The organism is Chitinophaga niastensis (assembly GCF_003014755.1).
Taxonomy (GTDB): Bacteria; Bacteroidota; Bacteroidia; order Chitinophagales; family Chitinophagaceae; genus Chitinophaga; species Chitinophaga niastensis.
In genome coordinates this window covers 103582-123956 of record NZ_PYAW01000003.1, presented here as the reverse complement: position 1 = coordinate 123956, position 20375 = coordinate 103582, and the positions used below count along the sequence as shown (strand labels likewise).

Sequence of the window (20375 nt, the reverse complement as noted above, 5' to 3'; positions counted from 1 at the left end):
TCCGTTATATTTTCTCAAAAGCTTACCAGTAAATCAGAATAAGGCCGTTCTAATTATTTATTTTTTTGGAATGTTGAATGATCAGGATCAATGCATCTTTCACCCATTCAGCAGGTAATTGTGCTTTTTCAGGTACCACACTTGCTTTTGCAGGAGGGCAGGCCGGTTCGCTATGGAAATTACCGAGTGTGATCAGGTAAAAAGGCATTATATCGGGGTTGCTGGCCGAAGGGTGGCCACAGTCAACCATTTTCCCCCTGCAAGCTACAAAGAGCAGGGCCAGGGTACTCAAGCATAAAACGATAGCAACTTTTTTCATACCGCATTTTTAGTAAAGACGAATGGGCACAAAAAAAGTTGCACGGGGGAGAGGAATAATTTTACTGGATAAATTTATTTTTTCCAGAGACGCTGTATGGTGGCGGGAGAGCGTTGCTCCAGCAGGATCGTATGCCCATTGCTGAGCTCTTCCAGCAGCCCGGTCTGATAATAACGAACCGTGAGCAGCTCCAGTCCTTCATTATATACGATCTTAAAGCTTTGGTGAAGGGTTTTGATCAGGAGCTCTATCTTCTCCGGATTATTATCTATACAGCAGGAAAAGTTGATAGCGCCATTTTGCATCAGGTTGATTTTCACCTTCAGTGCATGGAAAATTTCGTAAATATCGCTGATCTTATCTTCAGTGATGAAGGAATAGTCTTTGGATGTAATATTCAGTAATACCTGGTTTTTCTTCAGTACAATGATCGGAGGCAGCTGTTTTACATCTGCTTCTTCTTTAATAACGGTACCTGGCAGGTCCTTGTTCAGGAAACATTTCACCAGCAATGGAATTTGTTTGTTCTGTAGTGGTTTAATGGTTTTGGGGTGAATCACCTGAGCACCATAATAGGCCATCTCAATTACTTCTCCATAGCTGATTTCCGGAATATTCACAGTATTGGGAAACAATTTGGGGTCGGCATTTTTCAGGCCTTCCACATCTTTCCAGATGGTTTGACTTTCAGCATCCAGCATATTGGCAAAAACGGCCGCAGAATAGTCACTGCCTTCGCGGCCAAGGGTAACGCTTTCGTTCTGGTCGGTGCTGCCAATAAAGCCCTGCGTAATCACGATGTTGTTGATTTTGAACAACGGCACCACTTTCTCTGTCACTTGTTTTTGGGTATAAGCCCAATCTATATTAGCATCACGGAAATTATCATCTGTACGGAAAATATCTCTTACATCCAGCCAGGTATTGTTCAGTCCTACGGTATTGAAGTAAGCACTAACAATAGCGGTGCTGAGCAGTTCACCAAGGCCTACCAGCTGATCATAGTAATAATCATAGGTGCGAATTGGTTTTTCGCCCAGTGTCCATTCGGCTTCGGTAAAAAACTGTTGCAGTTGTAAAAACAGGGGATGTTCCCGACCGCCGAGGAGCGCTTCAGCTACATTAACGTGCTGTTGTTCAACGTTATAAAGTAATTGTGCGGCAATTTCCCGTTTGCGCTGGAAATAGTTCTGTGCTACTTTTTCCAGTTCATTGGTAGTTTTGGCCATGGCAGAAATGACAATCAGGAGTTTTTCGTCCGGAAATGACTGCACTATTTGCGCCACCTGCCGTATACGTTCAACACTTTCTAAACTTGCGCCACCAAACTTGAAAACCTTCATATGATAGTTTGTCTTCTGTTAAAAAAATATTTGGCAAAGTAAGGCAAGTTTAGAATTGTTTTAAAATCTGTTTATTAAGAAATGACAGTTCTGTTAAAAACTGTTCCAATTCCTGTAATTTCGCCAGTACAACCTTCTAGCGTTATGAATCTCAAGCAAAAAGTAATGACTCTCGATGAATTTACCATACAGGAGTTAAGAAATTACCCAGGTGCAACCGGCCAGTTATCTGGTTTACTTCGTGATATCGGACTGGCAGCCAAAAGGGTCAATGTTGAAGTAAACAAGGCCGGTATTGCTGATATTTTAGGGGAAGCCGGCAAAACAAATGTGCAGGGCGAATCCGTTAAAAAGCTCGATGAGTTTGCCAATGAGCAGTTCATCAATTCGCTGGAAACCAGCATCTACTGCTGTGGCGTGGCTTCTGAAGAAAACGAGCATTTCATTCCTTTTACAGATGAGCATTCCAAAAAATCCAAATACGTAGTGCTGATGGACCCCCTGGATGGTTCCAGCAACATTGATGTGAATGTATCTATCGGGACTATTTTCTCGGTGTATCGCCGTTTAACAGCGGAAGGCACGGAGTGTGAACTGGAGGACTTCCTGCAGCCCGGCACACAACAAATTGCAGCCGGTTATATCATCTACGGTTCTTCTACTATGATGGTGTATGCTACCCGTCGCAGCGTACAGGGCTTCACACTGGACCCATCCATTGGTGAGTTCTGTATGTCGCATCCAAACCTGAAATGCCCGCCGGACAGCGATATCTTCTCTGTAAATGTGGGCTACTACCACTTGTACGACGAGAAAACGCGTCTGTCCATCGACCATTTCATGGCAAGAAATGAAAACGACCGCATCTATCGCCATCGTTTCGTAGGCTGCATGGTGGCGGAAATACACCGCACTTTAATCCAGGGCGGGATCTTCATGTACCCTGCGTATGGTAAATTCCCTGCAGGGCGCTTAAGGCTTTGTTATGAGTGTAATCCTATGTCTTTTATCATGGAAAAAGCGGGTGGGTTAGCGATGGCCAATGGTAAACAACGACTGCTGGAACTGAAACCGGTACAACTTCATCAGCGGATACCTATTTTCATTGGTTCCAAACAAATGATGGAAACCTGGAAGCAGATCATCAATAAATAGGCTTCAAAATAAATTATAAAAAACGGTGTGTAGTGAATACAAAATATTCATTGTACACCGTTTTTATTTTTGGTACAACAGTTGCTAAACCTGGTCTGCTTTTAGCAGTCCATATTATAGTATTATTCATTTTTAATTATTAACCATTTTTATTTTATGTTGATTTTGAAAAACCGCAGGATCTTAGCGTTATTGATTGCCATGTTTGCTGTATTCCAGGTAAGTGCGTGTTCACGTGCCACCGGCAAGGCAGACAGCAGTACCGCGGGTGGTAGTATGGATGAACAGATCCTGTACTACACCAATAAGTTCCGCCAATCCCATGGGCTGAAGCCTTTGCAGCTGGATGAAACCATCAGCCAGCAGGCACGCCGCCATAGCCGCGATATGGCCAATGGTAGCACTGGCTTTGGACACGAAGGATTTGAAGACCGTGTAGCCAATGTATCCAAAAAAATGGGACGCGTAGGTGCTGCCGCTGAAAACGTGGCCTATGGCACCCTGGACGCTGAATCCGTAGTAGACGGATGGATCAAAAGCCCGGGTCACCGCAAAAACATGCTGGGCGACTATAACCTCATCGGCATCGGTACTGCAGAGAAAGGAAGACTCACCTTCTTTACGCAGGTATTTATAAAACACTAGATTTTAAGGCCTTCGGCCTTTGTCTTTTCTTTAGCAGGATTAGACTGATTTTTCTGATTTCTTTTCTTTTTAATCATTCATCTATACTAATTTTCTAAAAGCTTATTGTATAGAGATGCAAATATTTTATAGCAGAAAATAAAATCAGGATAATCATCTAAATCAATCTAATCCTGCTAAAGAAAAGACAAAGGCCGAAGGCCTTCCCTCCACAAATTCAGAATTCGCAATTCTTTATGTAATTTGGCGGCATGGAAAAGAAAAAGATCATTGAGGTAAATAACCTGGTTAAAAAATATGGGGAGTTTACCGCGGTAAAGGGTATCAGCTTTGAGGTGTATGAAGGAGAGATCTTTGGCCTGCTGGGGCCTAATGGTGCCGGTAAATCCACAACCCTGGAGATTATTGAAACTTTAAGGGACAAAACAGAAGGGAAAGTCACCGTAGGTGGTTTTGATCTGGACAAAGACCCTAATAATATAAAAAAGATCATCGGTGTACAGTTGCAAAGCTCCGGTTATTATCCGGGTCTTCACCTGGTAGAGCTGATTGAGATGTTCGGCGGCTTGTATAATCAACCCGTTCAGCCAATGAAACTACTGGGTATGTTTAACCTGGAAGATAAGGCCAAAGCGAAGTTCAAAGAGCTTTCCGGCGGACAAAAGCAACGTTTTTCCATTGCTACCACACTCATCAACAAGCCTAAAATAATTTTCCTGGATGAACCCACTACCGGTCTGGATCCGCAGGCACGACGTAATCTGTGGGACCTGATCCAGCAAGTGCGTGAGCAGGGAACTACTGTAGTAATCACGACGCATTATATGGATGAAGCCGAATTCCTGTGTGATAGGTGTGCTATTGTAGACAGTGGCCGCATTATCGCCATAGACTCGCCGGATGCATTGATAGATCAACTGGTATCACAAGGTTTTGAAAGAGCCAAAGAAGTAAAAAAAGCAAACCTGGAAGATGTATTTATTCATCTTACCGGTAAAGACTTACGCGAAGAATAATAAATTCCTGTTACTTATGGAAGCACTTCAATATCCTATCGGTCGCTTTGAAGCACAGCCGGATTATACGCCTGATATGCTGCAAGGCTTTATCAAAGACATTGGCTATTTACCGGCATTAGTGGAAATAGCGGTACAGCATCTGGACGAATACCAGCTCCAAACGCCCTACAGGCATGAGGGCTGGACAGTTGCGCAGGTAGTACATCACCTGGCAGACAGCCACATGAATGGATATACCCGCATGAAACTGGCATTGACAGAGGAACTGCCCGTTATTAAGCCGTATGATGAAGCTGCATGGGCAATGCTGCCCGATGTGAAGCATACGCCAATTAATATGTCCGTTACCTTGTTACATGCCTTGCATACCCGCTGGGTTAACCTGATGAAACATCTGTCTGCTGCCGACTGGGAGCGCAGATTTGTACATCCGGCCAATGGTACTCAATTTAATCTTAAAACCCACGCTGCCAATTACGCATGGCATGGAAAGCATCACCTGGAGCATATACTGCGCCTGAAAGAAAGAATGGATTGGTAAAGTATTGAAATTATGAATATGGACTGGAAGCTACTTTCATCAGAATACCTTTTTAAAGATAACTGGTTAACTGCACGCAAAGATAAATGCCTTACACCTACCGGCAAGATCATTGAGCCTTATTATGTACTGGAATATAATAACTGGGTGAATGGGGTAGCGATACGTGAAGACGGGCAGGTGATCATGATCCGTCAATACCGGCAGGGCATTGGTAAAACATTGCTGGAAATTCCCGGTGGTACTATGGATGATACAGACCCTTCTCCGCTATTCGCTATGCAACGGGAGATGCTGGAAGAAACCGGGTATGAGTTTAAAGAATGGGTATCGCTGGGAAGCATTGCACCTAATACCGCGTCCAGCAATAATTTTACACATATGTTCCTGGCTACGGGAGGTGTAAAAGTAAAGGAACAGCAACTGGATCACAGTGAAGAAATAGAGGTGGTAGTGATGCCACTGGAAGAGCTGCAGCAACTTGTACTCGATAACAAGATAGTTCATAGTCTGCATACTACCTGTATCTTCTACGCCTTGCTGCACCTGGGTAAAATGGCGATGAAATAACCTACATCACTTCTGCCACAATAAAGAAACTACCACAAATCAGGATCATATCATCTGGCTGTGCATGTTGTTTGGCTGCCTGAAAGGCTGCCTGTACAGATGCATAAGGACGTCCCTGTAACCCGCTGGCGGTGGCCATTTCAGCCAGAGCTACTTCGTCCATTGCACGGGGGATCTGTGCTTTACAGAAATAATAATGAGCCGTAGTAGGGAAAAGTGGCAACACTTTTTCCACTTCCTTATCTTTCACAAATCCTACTACGATATGTAATTGCTGATAGTTGACATGGTGCAGTTGTTCCATCACTTCTCTGATGCCGGCTTCATTATGACCTACGTCCATTACTGTCAGCGGATGCTGTTGGATGATGTCCCAGCGGCCTCTTAAGCCGGTGAGCTTTTTTACATGAGCGAGTGCAGTAGTAATATGTTCAGCAGTAATATGCCATCCTTTTTGCTGTAATATTTTTACGGAAGATAAAACGCCCATCACGTTTTTTTCCTGGTATTGTCCGTTCAGATCTAACCGGATATGTTGCATTTGTTGCTGGCGTGTATTCAGCAACGTTAGTTCCAGGTGTGTTTGGGTAATGTTGCTGCCATCTGCCATCCATTCCTGATCGGCAAAATGTATGGGCGCTTGTAAAGCTGCGGCAGTATTGATAAATACATCCTGCGTTTCAGACTGTGTTTCGCTGATTACAACCGGTACACCTGCTTTGATGATGCCTGCTTTTTCGCCTGCAATTTGTGGCAGTGTATCGCCTAAAATATTTTTATGATCATAACTGATATTGGTGATCAGCGATAATTCCGGGGTAATTACATTGGTGCTGTCTAACCGGCCACCAAGCCCTGTTTCAATAATAGCAATATCCACCGCTTCCTGTTGGAAATACCGGAAAGCCATGGCCACGGTGAGCTCAAAGAAAGAAGGTTGTATGGTTTCAATATGTGGCCGCATCTGATCGGTAAAACTGATCACAAAATCTTCGGATACCACTTGTCCGTTAATCCTGATCCGCTCTCTGAAATCAAGCAGGTGTGGAGAGGTGTATAAGCCTGTTTTATAACCTGCCTGCTGGAAAATAGCTGCCAGCATATGACTGCAGGAACCTTTACCATTTGTACCTGCAACATGTATCGTTTTGAAAGTATGTTGTGGATTGTTCAGCAGTTCCAATAACGAAACGGTGTTGTGCAGGTCTGTTTTATAAGCGCTGGCGCCCACTTTGGTAAACATGGGCAATCTCGCATACAGGTATTCTAATGTAGCTTTGTAAGCGTCCATAATTGTAAATTACAATTACAATTACGAATGGCGAATTACGGTTGTAAGCGAAAATGGCTTCGATCCGTAATTCGCCATTCGTAATTCGTAATTAATTTAATAATTATTAACCGGGCACCCCAGCTTCTTTTGCTTATGCGTCCGGTCAAACATACTTGAATTTAACCGCAAAGCTACGAAAGCATCAGCATGATCGATACGTCTTTCAAAAAGGTTGGTAAAAATAGTGTAAGAGCCTAACACCAATGGGCCTACACGTATGCCTACACCGGCATCTGCCTGACCGTTATGATTAATCACCAGTGGAAGATAAGCACCAAACATGGTTGTTTCATAACGGGGTGTAACCATCACCTGTGTCATGGCGGAGGTTTTGGTAATATTCCTTTTGCCTGCATTGAGAGCAATAACTGCATTAGCACTTACAAAAAAGCGACTATCAATATTATAGTCGCCCATGAGATTCAATGCTGTAGGCAGTTCCATACTAAAATCCGGTCCCGACGCCAACGGCGTGAAATATTTGTTTAACCGGGCAGCATACTGCTTCAGGCTTTCTTTCTTTTTATAAGTAAGGTCGTTAGGATTTATATTATCCTTTACCAGGCTAAGGTCCGTATTATTGGCTCCTTTGGCATATTTAATCTTGCCTATATCGGTAATGGAAACGCCTATACGTAGTTTATAATCATCGGCATCGGAATGATCATATTTACCGAAGCCACCGTTATCCGGGCGGTATTCATAGATTACCCCGATATCTGCGCCTACCCCGTTATTATTTAATATTTTTAAATTGCTGGTGGGGGATGTTTGCCAGTTGTCGAGTTCTTTGCTATATGCATAATACATTTCGCCACTACTGATAGTAGCATCCCGCCTGGTGCTGAGATGAAAGTTAACATCTTTCACCGCTGCATAGCCGGCGGCCACGCCACTCAATAATTTTACGGTAATGCCTGCTTTCCAGCGACTGCTATAACTTTCTTTTATTACGCGGGCATAGCTCAATCCCAGCTCGTGCCACATATGTGAAGCAACACGGATATTAGGTATATTGAGATCTTTACCGACATAACTGTTATTAGGAAAATTTACACCAAAGAAATTAGCAATGGGAGTGGTAATATTTCCGGCATTGCTGCTGGTGCGCATACGCCATACAAAAGAAAGGGATTGTTTGTCGTCAATAGCATACAATACAGATGGCAATACTATCTCCGCCATTTCCCAACCATTTTGTTTGCGGTTGGCACCCTCATCCAGGAAATAATCACGGTTAAGTTTCATCGTATCTGAAGGATGAAAAAGCGTCGATTTGGGAGCGCTTACATAAGTATTACCTGCATTGATATTGACGCCGATAATATTTACATCCCATTTGTAACGATAGCCGGCAGCACTGGCCGGGTTGGAAAATACACCATAAATACCTGCGTAGGTACTGGTATGGTAACCTGCAAAGGTTTGTGCCATGGCAATATTCGCCAGCAATAGCAATACTGCGGTGCTAAAAAGTATTCGGTTAATATTCACCATCATTGTTGGCAATGAAAAATAGGTTTCTCGTAATAACGCAGAAATGCCGCGCTTATTTGCTCCTCGATTCATAGGTAGGGAAGATGTAGGAACTTTAAATGTTTTTAAATAGAGTTTCTGTTTCAACGGCACTATTCCGCTGTATTATGTCACATCACAAAATTTCAATAAATATTTATTCTGCTTTAAAAAAGAAACGCACAGTTCCGAATTGTTCTTCGGGTGCGTCCGGATTGGCATTATATTTTAATTGTCCGCTTCTGGCAGCTTTTTTCGCAATCTCTATCAGCTGTGGGTTGCTGATAGTAGAACCTCTCATACTAAATGTAGCAGAAGTAACATTCCCTTGTTGATCTACTTTTATATTGATGGCCACATAACCTGTTTCAGTACCGTCGTAGGTTACCTGAGGTCTACCAATAAGATTTCTTCCGTTGAGATGAAAGTCTGAGCGACCACCACCCAATCCGCCGCCCGTATATCCTTTGGCGTTAGGATCGCCGCCAATTTGTCCGCGGTCACCTGGTTTACCGGTATTTCCTTCACCGGTGGAGTTATTAGCACCATTGGCGCCATTACCACTGTTTGCACTGTTGCCGGTACCGCCGGAAAATACGGCTTTAGGCTTAGGCGCTGGTGCAGCAGGTTTTGGTGGCGCTTCTGTGGTTTTTTTTGTTGGCTTAACCGGTTTGGGTTCCAGTTTCTTAGGCAGCTCTTTTGGTTTCTCCACAGGCTTCTCCGGCTTTTTTATTTCCGGTGCATCTTCTTCATCCTGTGTAGCAATATCCTGTTGTGGTTCGCTGTTGACTTTTGCAGCGGTAGCAGGAGTCTCGGCTGCTGCCGGTTCTGGCGCGGCCGCACTGGGAGGATTAGGATTCAGTGGTTGTATATCTCCCATACCACTATCGGAGGTACCGAGATTTACTTCCATCCCAAGATCCTGATCAGGTAGTGGGGGTGGTGCAGAAAAACCGGTAAATAAAAGGGCCACTAACAGCAGCGCATGTACGCCGATGGTAACACCTAATGCCTGAATATTTTTTTTACCGTTTTTCTCCTCCATGATAGCCTTATTGAGCGCTAGATTGGGTCAAAGTTAATGTTTTGATCCAGAAAAAATAATCTCTATTCAAAAGATGAATTGTTCATCTTTGCAAAAACTATGCAGTTAATCCATTTTAGTGCATTTTATTTTGTTCCGGTTATATGAATCCTGTAAAGCAAACTATTCGTCTATATCAAAATGCGTATACTGGTTTGGCTCCGGCTACCTGGTGGTTGTCACTCGTATTACTGATCAATCGTAGTGGTACTATGGTCATCCCTTTTATGACCGTTTACCTCACCGTACATTTACACTTCACTATTGCTCAGGCAGGGTTAGTAATGGCCTGCTTTGGTTCAGGGGCAATTGTAGGTGCATTGTTAGGTGGCTGGTTGTCTGATAAAATAGGTTTTTACCATGTACAGTTCTGGAGCCTTTTCTCTAACGGTTTATTGTTCATTTTATTGGGGCAGATGCATACGTTTCCGCAAATATGCGCCTGCGTGTTTGTGATGAGCTCTGTGGGAGATGCATTCCGGCCGGCCAACAGTATAGCTATTGCGGCTTACAGTGCACCAGAAAACCGTACCCGCTCCTATGCATTAAACAGACTGGCAGTGAACCTGGGTTGGTCGGTAGGGCCAGCCATTGGTGGTATATTGGCAAGTTTCAGTTATCAGTTATTATTTTGGGTAGATGGATTCACATGTATAATAGCGGCTGTATTAATGCGGATACTTTTACCGCCTGTAGCAGCGCCGGCAAAAATCGCCAAAACGGTGATGGTCCAAAAAGAAAGCAAGGTATGGCATGATCATACTTATTTATGGTTCCTGGTGCTGGGCATGATCAATGCCATTTGCCTGTTCCAGTTTTCCAGCATTGTGCCATTATATCTCAAAGATGTACTGCATATGGAAGAATGGGCCATCGGATTGAATATGTCTATCAATGGTATCATGATTGCTGTGGTGGAAATGGTGATGGTATATCGTCTGGATGGTACCAAGCCTAACCTGGTATTTGTAGCCAGGGGCGCCATGATAGTATGTACGGCATATATGTTGTTATGTTTTCTGCCACCATTCTGGGCAGTGGCAGCTTTTTTTATGGTTACCATAACCATGGGAGAGATGTTTTGCCTGCCGTTTATGAACAGCTTCTGGATTGCCCGGAGCAAAGATCATAACCGCGGACAATATGCTGCCTTGTATACTATCTCTTACTCTGTTGCTAATATCGTTTCTCCTACTGCAGGGGCTTTTGTAGTGCAGCATCTTGGTTTTAGGCCGTGGTGGGCTATTACAGCCTTGGGTTGTTTGGTATCCTGTGGTGGATTTATGTGGCTGCAGAAAAAATTAGTCCGGCAAAATATGGCTGTTTCCTGATTTCATAAGTAGCTGCAGGAAATATGTCTGCAACTACTTACGAAAGTTCGGAAAGGTTTATATATAGTTATTGGTTCCACCACAATTTATCAGTGATCTTGGCTGATTGCTGTGGTTGTTGATTAGATGTTAATTCTGTTAACGGATACTGGAAACGGGTAGGAATGGTTGTTGTTACTGCATTCTGTACCAGTTTTAAAGCAGGATAACCTGTTCTTCTCCAATCAGTATAATTTTCTATTGATAAGAAACTGGCCGTCGCCTTTTCATCCATCAGCTTTTCCCATGCATCAGTGGCGCTCAGTGAACCACGTGCCATCAGATAGGCTTGCGCAGCAGCACCGGTGGTATCAATACCCAATTTCATGAAGTGGGTTTTAATGCCGGTTCTGTAGATATCTGAAGCGGCAGCATAGCCGGATTTTACCAGTGTTGCTTCTGCTTTCAGAAATATAGCTTCTGTGTAATTCAGGATATAACAGCCAGAAGCGGGGTTGCCGTAAAAGGAACCTGGTGTAGAGAAAATAGTAATATCCGGATCAGGTGCAGCGCCGCAGTTTCTGCCCCTATAAGCACCATCGGAAACAGCAGGAGCCACCAGTTTAGATAAACGGGGATCTTTCCTGTTTACCAACGAGTCTACTACTTTTGAACTGATTACTGAGGTAGAACTGGATGCTGTGCTAAAATTCTGATATACCGGGTTCAGCGTATTAGCCGTACCGGTATAAGGAAATACCATATCATCTGCATTAGACTGCATCGCGAGCCCCAGTGCAGCGAGTGCGAGATCAGCCTGAGCTGCTGCAGTATGACCTGGTGCCTTGCTTAAATGCATATAAAAACGGGCTTTTAAGAGGTAGGCAGCACGGATCCACTTGTCGGTATTGCCCTGGTAGAAGTAATCATCACCGTGAGGTTGAACACCTTGCTTAGCAGTTAATTGTAAAATAGCACTATCCAACAGCACCTGCAGGTGTGTATAGATCTGCTCCTGGCTATCATAAGAGGGTCTTAGCACATCTGAACCCTGTAATGCTTTACTATCAGGAACATCTCCCCATAAGTCTGTAGTATTGCCTAATGTATAGGCAAATAACACTTTAGCTATACCATCGTAGGTGGTATTATTGCCCGCCTGTGCTTTATGTTGTAACAGTTGCAGGTTAATCAGTGTAGTTGCATAAAATGCAGACCAGTATCCATCAAAAGTACCATTGTTTACCTGGTAAACATCGGTGTTAGGCACTGCCTGATTTTGTGTGGTTTGTTGCATCCAGGAGGTGATCAACATCGAAGCGCTGCCCGCAGCAATACTATTGGAGATACTGGCTTCGAGGGGAGCCAGCATTAAAGGCGCCGGTACATCTTTCGGATTACTGGGATCCTGGTTGATGTCCAGGAATTTTTTGCAGCCAGTTGCAGATACAATCAGCAGCAGGGAAAGTATATATGCATTTATTTTAGTCATGGATCTCATCTTTAATAATACCTGAAATAATATATTCGTGAACGTTAGAATACCACCTTTAAGCTGAATAAAATACTGCGGGTAGTAGGAGTGGAATAGGCATACATTCCTAAGCTGCCGTTGGTAGAACCAAATGAGTTCACTTCCGGATCAGGACCGGTAAAATGTGGCTTGTAGATCCAGAGATTTTTACCTGTTACCGTTAACGAAGCATCTTTTATAGGTGTGTGCGCCAGCAGGGAATGTCCGAAATTATAGGAAAGCGATACGTTCCTTAATTTAATATAGCTGCCATCCTGCACAAAGTTTTCACCAATATTATACATGGCGCCATAATACGACTGTGGATTTACAGCTACTGTATTTGGTTTGCCGGTTACGTCACTGATACCTTTAATGATCAGTGGCTGATCTCTGTTTTCTGTGATCTTGGCAGTGCCATAAACATAACCATACTGTTCATCCTGGTTATAGATATTGCCACCTTGTTTGGTATCCAGGAAGAAACTGAAAACGAGCTGTTTGTATCTGAAGGTATTGGTCAAACCACCTGTCCAGTTCGGGTTTACATTACCTACAACGCCTGATGCATCATCTGCGTATGGCATGCCGTTAGCATCAATTTTTAATTGTCCATCCGCTGTTCTGGCAAATTTGTTGGTAAAGAATGCACCATAAGGCTGTCCCTCAATAGCATAAGTAAATCCTATATTGGTGGTTGGTAAATCTGGTGCTACACGGGTTACTTTATTACGTAATCTGCTGTAGTTGGCGGTTACATCCCAGCTGAAATTTTTTGTCTTTACAGGTGTAATATTCACTAAGGCTTCTATTCCTTTTGTTTCCATTTCTGCGGAGTTAAGGGTAGTGCCGGTATAACCCGTAGCAGCCGAGATTTGCGCGCCTGCAATTAATCCGTCGCTCATTTTACGATGGAAATAAGATGCCTCAAAGCCAAGGCGATTGCCAAAGAAACGGGCTTCCAGTCCGGTTTCAAATTCTTTCATTCTTTCATTCTTGAGAAACTTATTCCCTAATGTCTGAGAAATTAAGAAACCATTCTGTCCATTGTAAGGGAATGATAGCCCACTCATATAACCGGGAATAACATTATCGCCTGAGGCCTGCTTATAAGGTGTATTATTTGAATAAGGGGAAACGTTATCATTACCTACCATTGCATAGGAAACACGTAATTTGGCGAAGTCCACTTTCTCTTTCCAACTGGCCGGCATCAGTTCCGAAAACACAAAACCCAATGCTGCAGAGCCATATGGATAATAAAGATGGTCAGTAGAAAGTACGGAACTACCATCTAAACGACCAGATAATGCCAGTACAAGAAAACGGTTATATTCTATATCAGCCTGGGCATAAAAACCAATTTTCCTTTGCTGGGTATAATATTCCTTGTTAGATACGGTACTGGCGTTGCCCATGTTATAGTATCCGGGTATGGAAAGGCCCTGTCCTTTTGTGGTACTGGTTTGATTATAATTAGAATAGATGTTATTACCAACAAGCAGACTGGTATTGAATTTATTAAATGATTTCCTGGCCTGCACCATCAGATCGTTATTGAAGATGCGGGAGTTATTCTGATCGTTTTGAATATAGCCGGAAATAAAGCTGATATCACCAATGTTTACATGATAATCCTGCTGTGCGGTGTAAATGTCAGCACCTGCACGCTCTGTTACGGTTAACCAGTTAGTAGGTGTGTAACTCAGGTTAATTACCGGCATGAAGCGGTTAACATTGGTATGATTCAAAATATTGTTAGCAATCCAGTAAGGATTGTTACGTTTAAATCTGTACAGTCTTTGTGTGATGCCATCTGCTTCCACGTAAGGGTTCAGGTCATAGGAAATCGGCGCTGCATATAATACCAGCAACGGGCTGCTCAGACCATAACCTTCCGGCAAACTGCTTTTCTCAGCATTCGTGTAACCCATCTGGAAAGTCATCTGCAGGTTATCAGTAATGGCAGTGTTGAACTTGGCAAATAAATTATGTCTTTTATATTTATCCTTTGGAACAATGCCGCTTTGGTCAAAATAGGAATAGGAGAGCAGATAACCGGATTTGGCAGTACCACCGGCTACACTGAGTCCATTGTTGGTGGTGATACCTGGTTTATAAAACTCCTTCATCAGGTTATGTGTTTTTATTGGCTGCCCGTTTACACGTAACGTATCAATGCGGGCACCCCAGGAGCCACTGGCTTTACTTGTTACGCCATCAGAATATTTTCCACCAGTTCCAAGGGTATATTTTGTTTGTCTTTCAGGGAGAATGGCATAGTCCCATCCCAGATCAGAAGAAAAAGTGAGCTGTGGTTTTTTGTTGGCGCTGCCTTTTTTGGTAGTGATCATTACTACGCCCCTTGCACCTGCAGAGCCGTACAATGCTGTTGCAGCTGCGCCTTTCAGTACGTTTATGCTTTCAATGATAGCAGGATCAATGTCAGACAAACGGCTGGTACCGCCGCCGCCGCCGGGAGATACATTGGTTTCAGTGTTATCAATAGGCACACCATCCATTACAATCAATGCTTCATTATTACCCAGTATAGAAGTAGCGCCGCGTATTACGATGCGGGAAGAGCTACCCGGTGTTCCGGAAGTAGAAGTGATTTGTACGCCGGAAACCTTGCCGGTTAAGGCATTCAGCACACTCGGATCTTTTGCACGTGTTAGTTCTTCCGCTTTCACTTCCTGCGAACTGAAGGTAAGATTACGCTTATCCCGTTTTACGCCTAATGCAGTAACTACGATCATATCCAGTGCACGCGTATCTCTTTTGAGTGTTATAGCTACTTCACCGGTATTTGCAGCTGTTATTTCCTGGCTGTTATAACCTAAAGCAGATATCTCCAATACAGCACTATTGCTACCAGCATTGAATGAGAAGGTACCGTCCTCCTTTGTCATAGTACCTTTATTCTTATGCTCCTTCAATACTACAGTAGCACCCGGAATTGGCAGGCCATCATCGCCGGTCACCTTGCCCTTTATGGGGCCTGTCTGCGCAAAGCCAGTTATATAAAAGAGAAGAAAAAATAATGAAAAGAAGGCATGTTTCCTTTTTCTGAACATATTAACGGATTTAGTGATTTTGGTTTTATTATTTATGCAATAAATGCAAGATTTGATGTTGATTCATTCAGTTTATTCACTGTATTGTTCACTCACATTTATTCTATTGGCATACTCGTTCGTAATGCTCAAATATAACTTTTCTCTACGGGACTTATCATGTTGAGAATTAGCCATTACTTATCAAAAATTATCCAAATTGATGAATTCCGGCTGTACACTTTGTTAAAAATTGTTCAAAACTATACAATTATTGTCTTCGAAATACTAATTTTGCAGAAAAACTAGTAAAATTGGTTAATGAAAGTAATTCAATTTACTGTTCCCGTTGCTGATGAAGGAGCTGTGGTTATACAGGAAGACATCCTCCCTTACTTCTATAATTACCTGCACCGGCACAAAGAGGCACAGGTAACGCTGATTATTAAAGGAGAGGGTACATTGATAGCGGGTAATTATACCCAGCCTTTTAAGGCAGGAGAAATCTATGTAATTGGCGCCAATCAACCACATATGTTTAAGGGGGATGCCAAGTATTTTGAAAACTTGCAGGAGAAAAATATTCACGCTATCCATATTTTCTTTGACCATGAACATGCCCTCCAGGGGCTGTTCTCCTTACCTGAAATGGAAACGGTCAGGAAGTTCCTGCAGCTCACAAATTCCAGCATGCAATTACCTGCGGAATATGAAGAGAAAATTGCAACAGATGTATTAAGGATCTCCCGGCTCACCGGCGCCGAAAGATTACTGGCATTTGTAGCCATGCTTGTTTATTTTTCAAAACAGGTGAAGAGCTGGAAGTCCTTATCCACTGGCTTTTCCCGCAGTGCTTACAGTGAATCGGAAGGACTGCGCATGAATGATATTTACCAATATACGCTGGAACATTATGTAGAGAATATTACGTTGGGAAAGATAGCCTCCGTAGCGCATTTAACGACCTATGCTTTTTGTAAATATTTCAAAAAACATACACGCAAAACTTACCTGGAATTTTTAAATGAAATCAGGATCAATGCTGCCTGTAAGAAGATTATCAACGGAGATTTTGACAGCATTGCATCAGTGGCTTATGCTACCGGGTACAACAATCCTATTACGTTTAACCGGGTATTCAGAAAGGTGACGGGGATGTCTCCATCAGCCTATGCGCGTCAATACCGCTTTGGGCAAGAGAACACGCATAGTGATGGTTTATTGGAAGAAGAAGTATAATTATTTGTGGGCAAAATCAGCCATATAATCGCCGGTGATACGTTCTATCGGCGGATTGAAATAACCGAATTTTACATCCGGAAATTCTTCATGGATCAGTTCCTGCAATTGTTTCACACCTAAGCATTCGCCGGTTTCTGTAACACCCAGTTTACCAAGGTACCAGTCAGGATCAATATTGAAATTACGCCATTGTATCATGTTCAAACCCGTTTCACTGATCAGTTTGCGCAGTGCTTCATATTCATCAGCACTATCCGTCATACCAGGAAATACAAAGTAATTGATGGAAGTCCAGCCACCAAATTCACGCACTACTTTCAGGCTTTCGATGATATCTTCAAAAACATAATTGTTGGGGCGGTAATACGGTGTATAATACTTTTCCTGAGCCGAATTCAAACTCACACGGATACTGTTCAAACCAGCTTCGCATAAGGCACGTACAGCATCCGGTTTACTACCGTTGGTGTTGATATTGATACTGCCTTTGGAGGTATGTTTACGTATTTCAATAATAGATTCGCGAATGGTTTCCCACATCAGTAATGGTTCTCCTTCACAACCCTGACCAAAGCTCACGATAGGGTAGGGCGCTGTTTCCAGGTGTGGTACGGTATACTCTACAATTTCCTGTGCTGTAGGTTTGAAACGCAAACGATCCTGTGTGGATACAATGCTTTCTTCTTCCGGCTGGAAAGAGATACATCCTACGCAATTGGCATTACATGCAGGAGAGGAAGGAATAGGGCATTCCCATCTTCCCATAAAATAATTACGTGCAGCAGGACATTCGTAAGTCAGTGCGCAATTCTCTGCCAGATGCTGTACCAGTCTGTTATGCGGATAAGCCGCTACTAACTGTTTTACGCCCTGTTTTACTTTTTTATCATCAAAACCTGCACATTCCTGGCGAATATCTGCTTCAATACGGGTAGCTGGTACATAAAACTTGCCATCCAGCCAACCAACAGCCGTGTAGCAAAACAGCGGCAGTGTGGGTGCATCAGGCATGGTTTCATAGGCCGACAGGTAAAAACCGGTATGTGCAGGCGGTATGAAAGCCGCTACTGCCCAGCCTTTCTCGCAAAGCTGCATATCGCCGGTAGCAGCATTGATGCCAATACCACGACGACCAGGCAACTCATACAAATTGCCTCCTTCCGGTAATTCGATCCATTCATCAGCTTCCACTGGCCATGCATCCCAGCCACTACGGCCGGTTGTGTACATAGTAGTGTCTTCGAAAATATTTCCGTCACCGTCAGAATATAAAATGTAAGGTGTTTGCGTTAAAACCGCCATAAGTTGTATTGATTATATTCATCTGCTGATAAGATATAGCTGCTTATCAATAGCTGAAAATGTTTAATTTGTTCTGCTTGTGCAGAATGCATTCAATGCTTCACGTTGCTCTTTCCCTGGTTCATCCAGCACTTCCAGCTGTATTATCCTGTTATTCTTAAAGTCAATAGTAAACAAGTCGTTCCGCAAAATTACGTTATTCAACTCGTTCCAGCCAATGAGCCTTTTGGAAAAGGTAGTTGGCAGGGTGATACCGGTAATGTCCAGTTTGATAAATACCGGTTGGAATATTTTATACTCCATCCAGCCTACATAAGCCAGACCGATTCCCACCGCAAATAACAGCAGTCCTGTAATAGGCTGCAGATGCGATAAGAAATACAAACTGCCTGTCAGGCATACAAAAGCCTGGATCATGCGTGCAATCGTATTTACATCGCTGAACTTCTTAAACCGTTTCATCGTAAAAGGAAACAGTAAACTGGCGCCACCCAACAGCAGGAAAAATACCACCAGGAACCAGTTCGGTTGCGGGCTGCGGTAAATGCCAATGGCATTAAACAGAAACAGGATGCCGGTAAGCCCGTGCATTACCGGTAGCAACCGGATTCTGCTGGCAATATTGGGATGCATGATGCGCAAACTATACATGAAGAAACGGTCTGATTAGGAATTAGAACTGATCAACAGATTACAGAGCTTGAACAGTACGCGGGCGCCTACATTGGCGTCCCAGTCGTCGTGTGATGCACTCACCTCGTTCAGGTCAAATCCAATCAGCTTGCGGCCGCTGGCGAGTACCTGTTTGAAGAGATAATATATCTGCTCTGTTTCAAAACCACCAGCTACCGGGGTACCAGTATTGGGACATAATTTTGGATCCAGTCCATCTATATCAAAACTAATATATACTTGTTGAGGTAAAGTGGCTACAATGCTGTCGCAGATTGCCTTCCATGTTTCCCCTTCAAATTGTCTTTCTTTAATATCCTTATCAAAGAAGGTAACTACGCGGCCTTCACTGTTATGGATATAGTCTACTTCCTCTTCGCAATAGTCGCGGATACCTACCTGTACCAGCTTTGTGAGCTGCGGTACTTCTGCCAGGGCATTGTACATAATGGAGGCATGCGAATATTTGAATCCTTCATAGCCATCACGCAAATCGCAATGGGCATCTATCTGCAAAATACCGAACTCGCCTTTATTTTCGCCGATTGCTTTAAAGAAGCCCAGCGGGGTGCTGTGGTCGCCACCAACGAGCCCTACCAGCTTGCCTTTTTCCAGCAATGCTTTGGTTTGCGTATACACCCATTCGTTCATCGCCCTGGTACCGTTACTAACGTCTACCAGTGTTTTTTTCAGAAATTCATTCTCTGAAATATCTCCCCCTTCTGTCAGAAATTTCAGGTATAACTCTGCCTCTTTACGCAGGTAATCGCTGCGCAGTAACAGGTGTTTATCAGGTTCACGCATGTAAAAACCCTGTTTCCAGCCATCTTTTACATCTGCATCATACAAGTCTACCTGGAAAGATGCCCTGAATATACGTTCAGGTCCGCGGGCAGTACCATTGCTATAAGATACAGTCACTTCCCAGGGAACTGGCAGTAACACCAGCTTTGCTTCTTCTTCTGAAAAAGGTAAGCCAAAAACGTTGTTGGAGAGCAGACCAACTGAGTTAGGGTCAAATTGAGATAAATCAGCCATGATAAAATCGTAATTTCTAATTTCCGCGCAAAGATAGGATTATGTTTACTTACAGCCGTCCTTCTCCTAAAAAGAATTGCCTTTTATATAAATTTTGCAGGAAGAAGGTCATTTTGACTTAATTTTGCGCGATTAACCGGAAAGAGATAAATACAGGCAAAAGGGGAAGGATGCTAACAAGGCGCTGGTAAAGGTTTTTGATGCTTGTGTCAAACAATAGGGAAGATAATTTTCATATGAAAAAAACAAATATTATTCTGCTGGTGGTAATTGCGGTAGCAATTGGAGTGATAGTGACAATGGTAGGTGATTTCAGCACCTATGAAACTTTCGCTACCGCCCGTGAGAAAGAAGGGAAGGAGTTCCATGTGATCGGCAAACTGGACACATTGCATGCTATGAGCTACGATCCAACTAAAGATGCTAACTTATTCAGCTTCTACGTACACGATAAAACAGGTGAATCACATAAAGTAGTATTCTTCGGCGCCAAACCTACCGACTTTGAAAAGGCCGAATCCGTAGTACTTACTGGCAAAATGGAAGGCAACGAATTTCATTGCAGTAAAATACTGATGAAATGTCCGTCCAAATACAAGGACGACAGAGTTGCCACGAGCAGCAAACAACTTTAAAATATGGTATGATTTGGTTATCCGGAGATATAGCCATTTTGTTTCTGTAAAAGACTGTTTCAGGAACAAAACAGGGATATCTC

General features: G+C 43.2%; 18 protein-coding genes. 8 read left to right on the top strand and 10 right to left on the bottom strand.

All coding sequences use genetic code 11. From position 1 onward, the window contains the following. Positions 1-49: 49 nt before the first annotated feature. Positions 50-319, bottom strand: coding sequence for a hypothetical protein (locus CLV51_RS15240; protein WP_106528928.1), 270 nt, complete (start codon positions 317-319; stop codon positions 50-52). A 74-nt stretch (positions 320-393) separates the two neighbouring features. After that, a complete protein-coding gene (locus CLV51_RS15235) occupies positions 394-1662 on the bottom strand; it encodes an aspartate kinase (RefSeq protein WP_106528927.1) in 1269 nt (422 codons plus the stop codon). A 144-nt stretch (positions 1663-1806) separates the two neighbouring features. Here CLV51_RS15235 and fbp point away from each other — a divergent pair, with 144 nt between their 5' ends. The 5 genes from fbp (at position 1807) to CLV51_RS15210 (ending at position 5592) form a co-directional block, all read left to right on the top strand. Beyond that, positions 1807-2817, top strand: coding sequence for a class 1 fructose-bisphosphatase (fbp, locus tag CLV51_RS15230; protein WP_106529600.1), 1011 nt, complete (start codon positions 1807-1809; stop codon positions 2815-2817). A gap of 156 nt (positions 2818-2973) precedes the next feature. Next, on the top strand, positions 2974-3462 hold the full coding sequence (locus tag CLV51_RS15225; RefSeq protein ID WP_211302015.1) for a CAP domain-containing protein: 489 nt from the start codon (positions 2974-2976) through the stop codon (positions 3460-3462). A gap of 251 nt (positions 3463-3713) precedes the next feature. Beyond that, positions 3714-4478, top strand: a complete 765-nt coding sequence (locus CLV51_RS15220) for an ABC transporter ATP-binding protein (RefSeq protein WP_106528926.1) — start codon at positions 3714-3716, stop codon at positions 4476-4478. Continuing rightward, the gene (locus tag CLV51_RS15215; protein ID WP_245898757.1) at positions 4435-5022 is read left to right on the top strand and encodes a YfiT family bacillithiol transferase; all 588 of its coding nucleotides are present in this window, start codon (positions 4435-4437) and stop codon (positions 5020-5022) included. The genes CLV51_RS15220 and CLV51_RS15215 overlap by 44 nt, the downstream gene beginning before the upstream one ends. A gap of 18 nt (positions 5023-5040) precedes the next feature. After that, entirely contained in the window at positions 5041-5592 is a 552-nt protein-coding gene (locus CLV51_RS15210; RefSeq protein ID WP_245898755.1) for an NUDIX hydrolase, read from the top strand. 1 nt (position 5593) lies between these two features. On the opposite strand, the gene CLV51_RS15205 is transcribed toward CLV51_RS15210, so the two are convergent. From CLV51_RS15205 to CLV51_RS15195, 3 genes are all read right to left on the bottom strand, one after another. After that, positions 5594-6883: a bifunctional folylpolyglutamate synthase/dihydrofolate synthase gene (locus tag CLV51_RS15205; protein ID WP_106528924.1), complete on the bottom strand. Its 1290-nt coding sequence runs from the start codon at positions 6881-6883 to the stop codon at positions 5594-5596. 96 nt (positions 6884-6979) lie between these two features. Then, the gene (locus CLV51_RS15200) at positions 6980-8494 is read right to left on the bottom strand and encodes a DUF5723 family protein (RefSeq protein WP_106528923.1); all 1515 of its coding nucleotides are present in this window, start codon (positions 8492-8494) and stop codon (positions 6980-6982) included. Between the two features lie 103 nt (positions 8495-8597). Then, positions 8598-9485, bottom strand: a complete 888-nt coding sequence (locus CLV51_RS15195) for an energy transducer TonB (protein ID WP_106528922.1) — start codon at positions 9483-9485, stop codon at positions 8598-8600. A 143-nt stretch (positions 9486-9628) separates the two neighbouring features. Here CLV51_RS15195 and CLV51_RS15190 point away from each other — a divergent pair, with 143 nt between their 5' ends. Beyond that, a complete protein-coding gene (locus CLV51_RS15190) occupies positions 9629-10855 on the top strand; it encodes an MFS transporter (RefSeq protein ID WP_106528921.1) in 1227 nt (408 codons plus the stop codon). Positions 10856-10922: 67 nt separating this feature from the next. Here the strand turns inward: CLV51_RS15190 and CLV51_RS15185 are convergent, their stop codons facing one another. Further along, positions 10923-12326, bottom strand: coding sequence for a SusD/RagB family nutrient-binding outer membrane lipoprotein (locus CLV51_RS15185; protein WP_158267031.1), 1404 nt, complete (start codon positions 12324-12326; stop codon positions 10923-10925). A 44-nt stretch (positions 12327-12370) separates the two neighbouring features. Beyond that, a complete protein-coding gene (locus CLV51_RS15180) occupies positions 12371-15424 on the bottom strand; it encodes a SusC/RagA family TonB-linked outer membrane protein (protein ID WP_106528919.1) in 3054 nt (1017 codons plus the stop codon). Between the two features lie 300 nt (positions 15425-15724). On the opposite strand from CLV51_RS15180, the gene CLV51_RS15175 reads away from it, so the two are divergent. Then, positions 15725-16642, top strand: coding sequence for an AraC family transcriptional regulator (locus CLV51_RS15175; RefSeq protein ID WP_106528918.1), 918 nt, complete (start codon positions 15725-15727; stop codon positions 16640-16642). On the opposite strand, the gene CLV51_RS15170 is transcribed toward CLV51_RS15175, so the two are convergent. The 3 genes from CLV51_RS15170 to CLV51_RS15160 all read right to left on the bottom strand — a co-directional run bounded on the left by CLV51_RS15170 (position 16643) and on the right by CLV51_RS15160 (position 19657). Then, on the bottom strand, positions 16643-17947 hold the full coding sequence (locus tag CLV51_RS15170; RefSeq protein ID WP_106528917.1) for a radical SAM family protein: 1305 nt from the start codon (positions 17945-17947) through the stop codon (positions 16643-16645). Positions 17948-18010: 63 nt separating this feature from the next. Further along, entirely contained in the window at positions 18011-18598 is a 588-nt protein-coding gene (locus CLV51_RS15165; RefSeq protein ID WP_106528916.1) for a hypothetical protein, read from the bottom strand. Positions 18599-18613: 15 nt separating this feature from the next. Beyond that, a complete protein-coding gene (locus tag CLV51_RS15160) occupies positions 18614-19657 on the bottom strand; it encodes an agmatinase family protein (RefSeq protein WP_106528915.1) in 1044 nt (347 codons plus the stop codon). 236 nt (positions 19658-19893) lie between these two features. Here CLV51_RS15160 and CLV51_RS15155 point away from each other — a divergent pair, with 236 nt between their 5' ends. Continuing rightward, positions 19894-20292, top strand: coding sequence for a cytochrome c maturation protein CcmE domain-containing protein (locus CLV51_RS15155; protein ID WP_106528914.1), 399 nt, complete (start codon positions 19894-19896; stop codon positions 20290-20292). Positions 20293-20375: the final 83 nt, after the last annotated feature.